9 protein-coding genes are annotated in these 12,911 nt (G+C 38.7%); 1 reads left to right on the top strand and 8 read right to left on the bottom strand.

The genetic code is table 11. The annotated features are described in order from the left end of the window. Positions 1 to 314: 314 nt before the first annotated feature. From ACB089_RS21125 to ACB089_RS21155, 7 genes are all read right to left on the bottom strand, one after another. Entirely contained in the window at positions 315 to 1,625 is a 1,311-nt protein-coding gene (locus tag ACB089_RS21125; protein ID WP_374963785.1) for a murein hydrolase activator EnvC family protein, read from the bottom strand. Between the two features lie 118 nt (positions 1,626 to 1,743). Further along, on the bottom strand, positions 1,744 to 2,628 hold the full coding sequence (gene ftsX, locus ACB089_RS21130) for a permease-like cell division protein FtsX (RefSeq protein ID WP_374963786.1): 885 nt from the start codon (positions 2,626 to 2,628) through the stop codon (positions 1,744 to 1,746). Beyond that, positions 2,618 to 3,304, bottom strand: coding sequence for a cell division ATP-binding protein FtsE (gene ftsE / locus ACB089_RS21135; RefSeq protein ID WP_374963787.1), 687 nt, complete (start codon positions 3,302 to 3,304; stop codon positions 2,618 to 2,620). Before ftsE ends, ftsX begins: the two co-directional genes overlap by 11 nt. 270 nt (positions 3,305 to 3,574) lie before the next feature. Continuing rightward, positions 3,575 to 4,768 (bottom strand): DUF4097 family beta strand repeat-containing protein, encoded by a 1,194-nt coding sequence (locus tag ACB089_RS21140; protein ID WP_374963788.1) that lies wholly within the window; start codon positions 4,766 to 4,768, stop codon positions 3,575 to 3,577. A gap of 429 nt (positions 4,769 to 5,197) precedes the next feature. Next, on the bottom strand, positions 5,198 to 8,062 hold the full coding sequence (gene uvrA, locus ACB089_RS21145) for an excinuclease ABC subunit UvrA (protein WP_374963789.1): 2,865 nt from the start codon (positions 8,060 to 8,062) through the stop codon (positions 5,198 to 5,200). A 7-nt stretch (positions 8,063 to 8,069) separates the two neighbouring features. Further along, on the bottom strand, positions 8,070 to 10,049 hold the full coding sequence (uvrB, locus tag ACB089_RS21150; RefSeq protein ID WP_374963790.1) for an excinuclease ABC subunit UvrB: 1,980 nt from the start codon (positions 10,047 to 10,049) through the stop codon (positions 8,070 to 8,072). Between the two features lie 682 nt (positions 10,050 to 10,731). After that, positions 10,732 to 10,974 (bottom strand): IDEAL domain-containing protein, encoded by a 243-nt coding sequence (locus ACB089_RS21155; protein WP_374963791.1) that lies wholly within the window; start codon positions 10,972 to 10,974, stop codon positions 10,732 to 10,734. Positions 10,975 to 11,199: 225 nt separating this feature from the next. On the opposite strand from ACB089_RS21155, the gene ACB089_RS21160 reads away from it, so the two are divergent. Further along, positions 11,200 to 11,709, top strand: coding sequence for a competence protein ComK (locus tag ACB089_RS21160; protein WP_374963792.1), 510 nt, complete (start codon positions 11,200 to 11,202; stop codon positions 11,707 to 11,709). Between the two features lie 84 nt (positions 11,710 to 11,793). On the opposite strand, the gene prfB is transcribed toward ACB089_RS21160, so the two are convergent. After that, a protein-coding gene (gene prfB, locus ACB089_RS21165) for a peptide chain release factor 2 (RefSeq protein ID WP_374963793.1) occupies positions 11,794 to 12,898 on the bottom strand; the annotation gives its coding sequence in 2 pieces (ribosomal slippage) (positions 11,794 to 12,822 and positions 12,824 to 12,898; 1,104 coding nt in all). Positions 12,899 to 12,911: the final 13 nt, after the last annotated feature.

Genomic DNA, 12,911 nt, shown 5'->3' on the forward strand with positions numbered 1-12,911 from the left:
AGATATTGACTTCTAATTATCTTTTACAATTATCTACCAAAACAACGCTGAGTTCAAGATACTACTATAAATGTCTCCCCAAAACGTTCCGCCGACTGATCCCTTCCTCAAGGTTATTTTATCCGTTGCTTTTTTGATTCTTTCCTTCGCTTCGCTGTCTCTATCCATCAATTTGCCGCTTCTATCCATCACTTTGATAATTCCATCCTTCACTTGCTGCTTCTTTCCCTCACTTTATGTTCTATTCATCACTACTAATAAGAAAAAAGCTATACATTAGATTCAATTCATCTAATGTATAGCTTTTACTATTTTTACAACGGAATATATTTTAAAGGATTGACACTACCGACTGATTGTCCTTGCCAAGGTCCGTTGTGCACTTCAAAGTGTAAGTGTGGTCCTGTTGAACGTCCAGTACTACCCATTGTTGCAATTTGCTCACCTTGGGATACCTCTGCACCAACACTAACATTGATAGAATTTAAGTGTGCATACACTGTTGCATAAATTTGACCATCAATTGAATGTGTGATAATGACAGCATTACCATATGAACTAAGTGGTGCAGCATAAGATACAACACCGTCTGCAGCTGCCCAAATTGGCGTACCTGTACTATTTGCAAGATCGACTCCATAATGGAATTCTGGACCTGCGCCAATATTACGCCAGCCATATGGCGATGTTAGACGACCATTTGTTGGCTTGATCCACGTACCATTTGATTGCGGAGCATGGACGACATTTGAAGATCCACCACCATTATTATTTTTAGCTGCATTTGCTGCGGCAGCAGCTGCTGCTGCCTTACGTTTTTCTTCTTGTTGACGGGCAATTTCTGCTAATCGTTTTTGCTCATCAATAATCTTTTGTTGTAATTCGTCACTAATTTCAAGTGCCTCAGAGTATTCTTTTTCAAGTAAAACTTTCTCTGACTTTAGTTTTTCTTGTTCTTTTTCTAATTGATCAACTAATTTGTTTTTCTCAGCTTTCTGTCCATCCAATGATGCTTTTAAACGATCAAGCTCAGCTTTTTTATCTTCAAGCTTTTGGCGTTTGCTTTCTAAGACTTGCTTTTGTTCCTCTAATTTTTGCTTGTCCTCTTTTTGCTCATGGATAATTTGACGGTCCGCTTCCATTAATGAATTTACAGCCGAGAATCGATCGATAAAATCTACGAAGCTACTAGAACTAAGTAATACGTCTAAATAGCTAACGGTACCACTCGCCTGAATGGCACGAGCACGTTCCTCTAACAATACATCACGCTCTTCAATTTTGCGCAGAAGCTCTGCTATAGAATTTTCTAACGTTTTTATTTCTTCATTTGCAGAATGAATTTCTGCCATTACATTTTTAATATTATTATTAGTTTTTTCAATTTCAGCGTTTAATGATTGTATTTGATCTAATATTTGTTGTTGCTTTTTTTCATTTGCAGTAATAGCATTTGATTTATTATTGATGGATGAATTTAAGCCATCTTTCTTTGATTCGATTTGATTTTTTTCATCTTTTAAATCCGATAAATTAGTTGCATATGCTGATGGAGTTTGGATAAAAAGAAATAGTGCAGATGCTGCTGCAAGTGTTTTTATAGAGTTTTTCGCCATACTTTTCACCGATTGAACTCCCTTTCGACTATTATTTTGCTTGATCACCTATTGGGTTGATTTCAGTTCCGGACGGCACTTTTCAAGATACTACCGATAGCTTCTTTACTCGTTCCATATCTCAAAGCTAGATTTTTAAAAACTTACGTACTGACATGAAACTTCCCCAAATACCGATTAGTACACCAATTAGTAATAGAAGCGCACTCACTTGGTACACAAGTGGTGAGAAATCAAGTACTTGAATAAGCTCACCTTTTAATCGAGGCGCAATAATTTTATATACATTGTGGTAAAGAGTTGCAATCACCGCAATCGGAATAATAGAACCTAAAAGTCCGAGCCACATTCCTTCTAATAAAAACGGTATGCGTACGAATGAATTCGTTGCCCCTACAAGTTTCATAATTTCTATTTCATCACGACGTGCAATAATCGTAATCCGAATCGTATTAGAAATTAAGAAAATGGCTGTAAATAATAATCCTAAAATGAGCACTACACCTACGTTACGGCTAGTATTTAAGAAGTTGAAAAGCTTTTCTACTTTGCCTTCACCATACATAACATCATATGTAAACTCCAATTTATCAATTTTCTTGGCTACAGCAGCTGTTTGCTGAGGATCTGAAGCCTTCACATAAATAACATTACGTAATGGGTTACTTTGCTCAAATAGTTTAAAATCGTCCCCAAAATCTTTTACTAATTTAGTTAACTCATTTTCCTTTGTCGAATAACTCATCTCTTCGACACCTGGCAATTTCTTTATTTTTTCCATGAGTGCTTTTTCAGCAGCTTGATCAGCTGTTTCATCAATTAACACTTTAATTTCAACATCATTCTCTAAATCATTTGCTACTTTATTTAAATTCATCATAATAAGCGCAAATACGCCTACTAATATTAATGTAACTGTAACCGCACTCACTGAGGCAATGGTCATCCAGCTGTTACGACCAAGTGACTTTATACTTTCTCGGAAATGACGTTTCAACGTACTAAATTTCATAGCCGTAATCACCTCCGTGCTCATCACGCACAATCATGCCGCCTTCAATGGCAATTACCCGACGACGAATCGTATTCACGATTTCTCGGTTATGCGTTGCCATTACAATCGTTGTACCTCGTGCATTAATTTCCTCAAATAAATTCATAATGTCCCACGATGTCTCAGGATCAAGATTCCCAGTAGGTTCATCTGCAATAACGACCTTTGGCACATTAACAACAGAACGTGCAATCGAAACACGCTGCTGTTCGCCACCTGAAAGTTCATTAGGGAACATTCTTGCCTTATTCTTCAGTCCCACTAACTCCAAAACCTCCATTACTCGGCGACGGATTTCCACAGGGTCCTCCTCAATTACCTCAAGTGCAAACGCTACGTTTTCATAGACATTCAAACGAGGGAGTAGTTTAAAATCCTGGAACACAACGCCAAGCTGGCGACGTAAAAAAGGTACCTTTTTATTTTTCAATGTAGCTAAATCTATGCCATTAACAATAATCTCGCCCGAAGTAGCTTTTTCCTCGCGGTACATTAATTTAATGAATGTCGATTTACCTGCACCACTTGGACCTACAACGTAGACAAATTCACCTTGCTTTATGTTAATGGAAATCCCATTTGTCGCAACAACGCCATTAGGATACTTCTTTGTCACATTTTTCATTTCTATCATATTTAAACCACCTAAATCTCTTACTTATATAAGAGGTATTTCATTTACTATTATAGCACTCTATTTCTATTTTTTTATTACAGTTTCATTTCATTCCGTGGCAGTTCCTTCTATTTCGTTCTTTCATTGCCATTAGAAAAAAACGAAAATGATATAAAAATCGACATAAAAAGACAGAAATCGATTCCAATGAAGAGAAGTCGATTCCTGTTCGAAAATAAAAAAAACATTCAAGCTATGCTTTTTTACATAGCCCGAATGCATGAATACTTAAATATGCTGCTCGTCAGTTGTTGTATAACGTACTAAAACTGCCCCTGTTTTGGATTCACCTTCAATAAATAGTCGATTGGCATTCTCTACTTCTTTATCAAAACGTACTACCTTTGATAAGAATTGATCCTGTGATTCAATCTTTGAGGCATCTTGAATACCAACATCTACTTTACCAAAATTCGTAACAATTTTACCGCTGATCGATATTGTACGTGGCACATACAATTCAACAGCTCCTGCAACTGTTTGCGCTTTGATTTTTGATGAATTTGTAGAGCAAGTCGTGACAACAACATGTCCATTGACCGATTTTGCTTCAACTTCATCCAATGCGCCATCTAAATATACACGACCATTCAATGTTTCAGCTTCTAAATCTTTACCACGGACATTTGTTAATTCAATTGAACCATTAGAAGAATCTACTTCTGCCTTCCCAAAATTAAACTTAGAGCCTTTAATTGCACCGTTTAACGTCTTTACTTTTAATTGCTCAAAATCCGTATCTTGTAAAGTAACACTACCGTTCATTAAACGTACCGATAATTTGTCCAATTTATCCTTTGGTACTAGTACTTTAACATTTACTTGAACAAGTTTTAGTTGACTTAAAATTCGTAGTGAACCTTCATTCTCCTTCACAACGAATTGCTCTAAGAAATGAGCGCGTGTTTCTTCTTCACTGTCATTAACTAGTGGTGCCTTCACCTTGCAAATGACTTGGAAGCTATCACCTTCAGTAGATTCCACTGCAAAATTGCCATTCGGTAATTCAGCAACTATATTTTCTACCTGTTCTGCCGCAACTTCTTCTGTATGTGTAAACTCTACTTTATCACCAAACGGAGAAGATACATCAAATTCTTTTACCTTTTTCACTGCTGTATTCATCATATCCATAAAGAGTGAACCAATTTGTGTTAAATCTTTACGAAAATCTCGCATTTCTTCTTCGAAATATTTAGTGAAATCCTCGTCTTTTTTCTTGTGTTCATCTTTGTGACTTTCATCTTTAAATAATGACTCATTCTCTGTTGAGGAATGCTGGCCCTCATTTGACACATTATTCATAACATGTTGAGTGGACTTGCTAGGTTGCTCTAATGCTTCTAATAATGTAATCGCCTCTTGCGCTGTAATTGTTCCTTTTTCCACAAGTTCTAAAATTCGTTGACGTTCATTTTGCATAACTAAAATAGCCTCCCTCAGTTCGTTATACTATTTATACGAATCATTTTGTGAAAAGTTTCACCATTAAAATGAAAATTTTGGAGATACATCTTTTTTTAGGCTTAGAGGTGAGTGTGCCGTTCATAAATCTTAAAAAGGTCCATCACTAAAAATTAGGGATCACATTTTTCAAAACGTATGCCATGTATATCAGTTGATTGGCGTGGAGGCTGAGTGACTCCTTTTTTTATCATGAAACAGATTTTAGTATTGAGGCTCATCACCAAAAATTGTGGATGACATTTGTTAAGATAACGGAAATCAACCACACGTTATGGTGATGATCCAGTATTGACTCATAATTGTATTTCTATGTAATAAAAAAGTTCGCAACTCCCCCTTCGGAAAGTGCGAACTTTTTTAGAGAACAATGCGTAATTCGACGTTTTATTGAGAAGCCTTTTCTAAAACAGCTTCCATACGCATACGATCTCGTGTCAATATTGGCTTTAAATACTTCCCTGTATAAGAGCCACTTACTTCAGCGACTTCTTCTGGTGTACCTGTCGCAACAATTGTACCACCTTTGTCGCCACCTTCAGGCCCTAAATCGATAATGTAGTCTGCTGTCTTGATGACATCTAAATTATGCTCGATCACTAGCACCGAATCGCCATTTTCTACAAGACGCTGTAAAACAACGAGTAGACGTGCAATATCATCTGCATGTAAGCCCGTTGTCGGCTCATCTAAAATATAGAATGATTTGCCTGTTGAGCGACGGTGCAATTCAGAGGCTAATTTCACACGCTGTGCCTCACCACCAGATAAGGTTGTGGCAGGTTGTCCTAATTTCATATAGCCTAATCCAACATCCACAATGGTTTGTAGCTTACGTTGGATTTTCGGAATATTTTCAAAGAATACTACTGCGTTTTCAATCGTCATATCTAAAATATCTGCAATACTCTTATCTTTATATTTCACTTCAAGTGTTTCACGGTTATAGCGTTTCCCATGGCAGACTTCACACGGCACATAAACGTCTGGTAGGAAATGCATTTCAATTTTTATAATACCGTCACCACGACAAGCTTCACAGCGACCTCCCTTCACGTTGAAGCTAAAGCGACCTTTTTTATAGCCTCGTACCTTTGCCTCATTTGTGGCTGCGAAAACATCTCGAACATCATCAAATACACCTGTATAAGTAGCAGGATTAGAGCGAGGTGTACGACCGATTGGTGATTGATCAATATCAATAACCTTTTCAAGCTCATCAATTCCCGTTACTTCTTTATGTTCACCCGGCTTCACCTTTGAACGATTAAGCTTTTGAGCCAACGATTTATATAAAATTTCATTAATAAGTGTTGATTTACCTGACCCTGAAACCCCTGTGACGGCAACGAATAAGCCAAGAGGTATATCAATCTTCACATTTTGAAGATTATTTTCCTTGGCACCTTTAATCGATAATTTACGACCATTTGGCTTACGACGCTCAATTGGTAATGGAATAAACTTCTTACCACTTAAATATTGCCCCGTTAAAGACTTTTCATTTTCCATTACTTCCTGTGGTGTCCCTGCCGCTACAATTTGACCACCATGTACACCTGCACCAGGACCAACATCAATGAGATAATCCGCCGCTAGCATTGTATCTTCATCGTGCTCGACAACAATAAGTGTATTACCAATATCACGCATATTTTGCAATGTACTAATGAGGCGATCATTATCACGTTGATGTAAACCGATAGATGGTTCATCTAAAATGTAGAGGACACCTGTTAAGCGTGAGCCAATTTGTGTCGCAAGACGAATTCTTTGAGCTTCTCCCCCTGAAAGTGTCCCTGCTGCTCGACTTAATGTTAAATAATCTAATCCTACGTTTACGAGGAAGCCTAATCGTTCTTCAATTTCGCGTAAGACAAGTCGAGCAATTTTCATATCCTTTTCTGATAAATTCAGATCCTTGAAAAATGTATCTGCTTCCTGAATCGAATACTGCGTAACTTCGCCAATATGCTTTTCTGCAATTTTCACAGCTAAAGTTTCCGGCTTTAAACGATAACCTTTACAAGATGGACATGCTTGCTGCGCCATATATTTTTCCATTTGTTCACGCACGTAATCAGAAGTGGTCTCCTTAAAACGACGCTCCACATTACGCACAACACCTTCAAATTCAATCATTTGATCTCGTACATTGCCAAACTCATTTTCATAATGGAAATGGATTTTATCTTTACCAGAACCATATAAAATTTTATCCATCTTTTCTTTCGGAAGATCCTTTACAGGTACATCCATTGGGATATCATAATGATCACATACCGCCTTTAATAACTGTGGATAATATTGTGAGCTTGTTGGTTCCCACGGTGCTAGTGCATGCTCTAATAAAGAACGGTCCCAATCTGGTACTACCAAATCAAGATCTACCTCTTGTGTTGATCCTAAACCATCACAGCTAGGACAAGCTCCAAATGGACTATTAAATGAAAACATGCGAGGCTCTAACTCACCGATTGAAAAACCACATAATGGACAAGCATGATGCTCACTAAATAATAATTCCTCATGCTCCATCACATCGACAAGTACACGCCCATCTGCCAAACGTAATGCTGTCTCTAAGGAATCACTAAGACGTGCCGCGACACCTTCCTTCATTACAACACGATCGATGACTACTTCTATTGAATGCTTTTTGTTTTTATCAAGTTCAATCGCATCATCTAAATCACGTAGCTCATCGTCAATACGTACTCGAACGAAGCCCTGCTTTTTTAAATCTTCCAGTAACTTTACGTGCGTTCCTTTACGCCCTGACACCATTGGAGCAAGCAATTGCATTTTCGTTCTTTCTGGATAAGTTAATAAACGATCGACCATCTGCTCAATCGTTTGGGAAGTTATTTCAACACCATGATTCGGACAAATAGGCTTACCAATACGCGCATAGAGCAAACGTAAATAATCATAGATTTCCGTTACTGTCCCAACTGTAGAACGCGGGTTACGGCTCGTCGTTTTTTGATCGATTGAAATTGCAGGAGATAATCCCTCTATCGCATCGACATCTGGTTTATCCATTTGACCAAGGAATTGACGGGCATAGGCTGAAAGGGATTCTACATAACGACGTTGCCCCTCGGCATAAATCGTATCAAACGCTAATGATGATTTCCCGGAGCCCGATAAACCCGTTAGCACGACTAATTGATCGCGTGGAATTGTGACATTGATATTTTTTAAATTATGAGCTCGTGCGCCTTGCACGACTATTTCAGTATTTTTCACAAGCCATTCACCCTTCTAACTTCAATTCAAATATTGTATCGCGCAGCTCAGCAGCACGTTCGAAATCGAGTGCTTTTGCTGCTTCCTTCATTTCAACTTCTAGAGTAGCAAGTAACTGATCTCTTTCCGCCTTCGTCAGCTTCTTACCTTTTGTTGCCTTCGCTACATAGGATTCTTCTTCCTCTGCAACCTGTGTCGCACGAATAACATCAGGAATTTTCTTAACAATCGTTTTCGGTTTAATGCCATGCTCTTCGTTATACGCCATTTGCAGTGTTCGACGACGCTTTGTTTCTTCAATCGCCTTTTTCATCGAATCCGTCATATTATTTGCGTACATAATGACATGACCATTAGCATTACGAGCAGCACGTCCAATCGTTTGTATTAATGAACGCTCTGAACGTAAAAATCCTTCCTTGTCAGCATCTAAAATCGCCACAAGAGAAACCTCAGGAATATCTAGCCCTTCTCGCAATAAGTTAATGCCGATTAGAACATCGTAAGTACCTTTACGCAGCTCGCGAATAATTTCAATTCGCTCTAGCGTCTTAATCTCTGAATGCAAGTACTCCACCTTTAAGCCCATTTCTTTCAAATAAGCCGATAAATCCTCTGACATTTTTTTCGTCAATGTTGTAACTAGGACTCGTTCATTACGGGCAATACGACCTTGAATTTCATCGATTAAATCATCAATTTGCCCTTCAATAGGACGTACGTCAATTTGTGGATCAAGCAGCCCTGTTGGACGAATAATTTGCTGCGCCATTTCCGGAGTATGCTCAAGCTCATACGGGCCTGGTGTTGCTGATACATAAATAGCTTGATGTATATGTTTCTCAAATTCTTCAAAACGTAAAGGGCGGTTATCTAGTGCTGATGGCAAACGGAACCCATGCTCAACTAGCACACCTTTACGTGCTTGGTCACCGTTATACATCCCTCGAACTTGTGGTAAAGTAACGTGACTTTCATCGACAACAAGTAAAAAATCCTCAGGGAAATAGTCAAGTAGCGTATATGGAGTTGCCCCCGCTTCACGCAATGTTAAATGACGCGAGTAGTTTTCGATACCTGAGCAAAAGCCCATTTCACGCATCATTTCTAAATCGTAGCGAGTACGTTGCTCTAAACGCTGTGCCTCTAATAATTTATCCTCTGCACGTAATAGAGTTAAACGCTCCTCCAACTCTTTTTCAATATTTTCAATGGCCTTTAGCATTTTTTCTTCTCGTGTAACGAAGTGAGATGCTGGGAAAATAGCTACATGATCACGATCCGCTAGTATTTCACCAGTTAACGCATCCACCTCGCGAATTCGATCGATCTCGTCCCCGAAAAACTCCACGCGGATACAATGCTCATCACGAGATGCAGGGAATATTTCCACTACATCGCCACGTACCCGAAACGTCCCACGTGTAAAACTCACATCATTACGTTCATACTGTACATCGACCAGTTTTCGAAGCAACTGATTACGTTCAATTTCCATTCCAGTACGTACTGATACGACCATTTCACGATATTCTTCTGGAGAACCTAGACCATATATACAGGACACGGATGCAATAATAATGACATCATCACGCTCGAATAATGAAGATGTTGCAGAGTGACGCAACTTATCAATTTCATCATTAATGCTTGAATCTTTCTCGATATAAGTATCCGTCTGCGGTACATATGCCTCTGGCTGAAAGTAATCATAGTAGCTAACAAAGTATTCAACGGCATTATTAGGGAAGAACTCTTTAAACTCACTATATAATTGACCCGCTAAAGTTTTATTGTGTGCCATAATAAGTGTCGGTTTTTTTACCTGTTTAATGACATTAGAAATCGTAAACGTTTTTCCTGTTCCTGTTGCACCGAGCAACGTTTGATGACGTTTACCGGCACGTACACCCTCCACTAATTCCGCAATTGCCTGTGGCTGATCTCCACCAGGTGTATATGGCGCTTGTAAATCAAATGTTTGCACACATGTCCCCGTCCTTTCCTACCAATTTGATACATATATTTTAGCATAGCACTATTAAAATTTCGAACATTTAACGAACGAATGTTTGTAAATATTTTTTCGTTTGCTACAATGAGATGGATACTTATAGAACATATGTACCGAAGTGCATAATGACAGCCTCTTCAGACATTCGACCATTCCGAGAAATAAAAAGTGAAATTCCTTATAGCTACTAAAGTGCTATCTGTAAACTTGGCGTTCCTGTTAATAGATTACCCTTTCCAAATGTTAACTAATCGAGATGGGCGGATGGAAATGTATTAGCCTAGAGGAGATTTCCATCGTTTGATGTTAGACTCCTCAAGTCCTGGGAGATTCGAGCAGATAAGGAGGCGAAAGCTCGGGTAGGCTGAAAAACTGATAGGGTTGACTGGAGATATGAGCAGGTTGTCGGAAGATATGCTCCGCTTCGCCGTAGTTCTGATCGGGTTACCGCAACATCGGCTCCGCTTGGCCACAGTTTTGATCGGGTTCGCCGAAGAATCGCTCGTTCCCTTGAAGATTCCACTCGGCTTAATGCTAGATCCACTCAAGCCATATGAGATTTCGACGAGTTCAAGGCACCCCAAATCACCAATCTTTCAAAGAAAGTAGCAAAAAAAATCCCGCCCTCCATTAAATGGAGAGCGGGCTCGTCATATTATTCACTTGTTACTTGGTGTAACGCTTTTAGTTCAGTTGCGTATAGATGAAATGCCTTTTCATCTTTTTCATCGAGTGCTCTATCTATCAGAACCATGAGCTGCTCTTCACGATACATACGCTGGATATGATTTATAAATAAATCTAAATAAATCTCGTTTAATAATCTCTCTGCCTCACTTACTTTCTTTGTCTGACCAACGGCTTTTAGAAAATCTGTATACGGATAATATTTATCCAACGACCTCACCTCGATCCTTTTCTAAATTATATGAAAATTGAAATTAAAAAGCAATGCTTAAGAACTGAAATTCACTTCGATTTACTATTAATCTCATGCCATTTCATGCAAATTCTCTAAGCAATTGCTTGTTATACCAATTGTTTTTACCTTTTATCTATATTTTCTGAATTTAATTTTGTGTTTTACACTTCAATAATAAATAGAAAAGGAGGCGCTACATATATGTCAGCAAATTATGTCAATGGATATTTAATGTCTTTCAACACCTACTTACTAGAACCAATTCAGTACAACTCTAAAATTTTCACTCGGGTAATCGACAAGCATAATGAACTGATCGTTACAAGGAAGCCATTGCATGTATTACGAAAATCTTGTATTTCACTAGGAACAACCTATGAGGCAGCAAAACATTCCGCCAAACGCTTCTTCGGCAATCAACATAAACTTCCCATCGTTGTTACTTTTGATTATGGTTACCCATGTATTTTTTTGCCGACTTATTCACCAAACTCCATCCACAATATTTGGATTGGACTCCATGCCATTTCGAATATTGTCCCGAGTAAAATGGGCTGTATCGTCACACTGAAAAACGATCGACAAATTGAACTGCCCGTTCAATATGCTTCTATTAGCAAGCAATTTGTCAATGCATCGATGCTTTATAAGCATTACATGAATGAGCGTAAGCAAATTAGTCAAGACACTCCGTATCATCCACCTTTTTGATAGGACGACCAACCGTAGCTAATCTAGCAGAACCAAAAAACCCCCTCAGGAGCACAATTTTACTGTGCCTCTGAGGGGCCTTCATTACCCGATTTTTGAACGTAAGTATGCATTAATGAATGGATCTAAATCACCATCCATCACCGCTCCTACATTACCTGTTTCCTCATTTGTACGATGATCCTTCACCATTGAATATGGGTGGAATACATATGAACGAATTTGTGAGCCCCAGCCGATTTCCTTCTGTTCACCACGGATTTCATCTAGCTGTGCCTGCTGCTTTTCAATCTCTAATTGATAGAGCTTCCCTTTTAACATCGTCATGGCTTTTTCACGGTTTTTAATTTGTGAACGTTCTGCCTGACATTGTACGACAGTACCAGTTGGAATGTGCGTAATACGAACAGCTGAATCTGTCGTATTAATATGCTGACCACCTGCTCCTGTTGCACGATACGTATCAATTTTTAAATCCTCCGTGCGAACATCAATTTCAATATTGTCATCGAATTCAGGCATAACATCACAAGAAACGAATGATGTATGACGACGGCCCGAAGAGTCAAACGGTGAAATACGTACTAAACGATGAACACCTTTCTCTGCTTGTAAATAGCCGTAAGCATTATGCCCCTTAATAGACAATGTTACAGATTTAATACCTGCTTCATCGCCAGGAAGATAATCAACTGTTTCAACTTTAAAGCCACGTTTTTCTGCCCAGCGTGTGTACATACGCAGAAGCATTGAGCCCCAATCCTGAGATTCCGTACCACCAGCTCCTGGGTGCAACTCTAAAATCGCATTGTTTTGATCGTATGGACCACTTAATAGTAATTGCAGCTCAAAATCGCCCATTTTCTGCTGGAATTCTACTAATTCTGTGCCCAGCTCTTCCTGCAATTCTTCATCAGGCTCTTCTCTCAATAGCTCTAGCGTCATATCTAAGTTCTCATGTGTTTCTACTAAATCTTTATACTCATTAGCAATTGCCTTTAAGCCATTACTCTCATTAATGATTACTTGTGCGCCTTGTTGATCATCCCAGAAACCTGGCTCAAGCATCATTTCATCTAATTCCTGAATGCGTGCCTCTTTGTTTTCTAAGTCAAAGAGACCTCCTGAAATCCGCCAATTTTTTGGCTGAAGTGTCTAACGCGTTACGTACATCTGCTAATTCAATCATTGTTAAATCCTCC

It is taken from the genome of Lysinibacillus sp. RS10, from assembly GCF_041956855.1.
Lineage (GTDB): Bacteria > Bacillota > Bacilli > Bacillales_A > Planococcaceae > Lysinibacillus > Lysinibacillus xylanilyticus_A.

Coding starts and splice junctions, on each gene's coding strand:
- ftsX (WP_374963786.1), bottom strand. CDS start 2,628: ATGAAATTTAGTACGTTGAAACGTCATTTCCGAGAAAGTATAAAGTCA.
- ftsE (WP_374963787.1), bottom strand. CDS start 3,304: ATGATAGAAATGAAAAATGTGACAAAGAAGTATCCTAATGGCGTTGTT.
- ACB089_RS21140 (WP_374963788.1), bottom strand. CDS start 4,768: ATGCAAAATGAACGTCAACGAATTTTAGAACTTGTGGAAAAAGGAACA.
- ACB089_RS21160 (WP_374963792.1), top strand. CDS start 11,200: ATGTCAGCAAATTATGTCAATGGATATTTAATGTCTTTCAACACCTAC.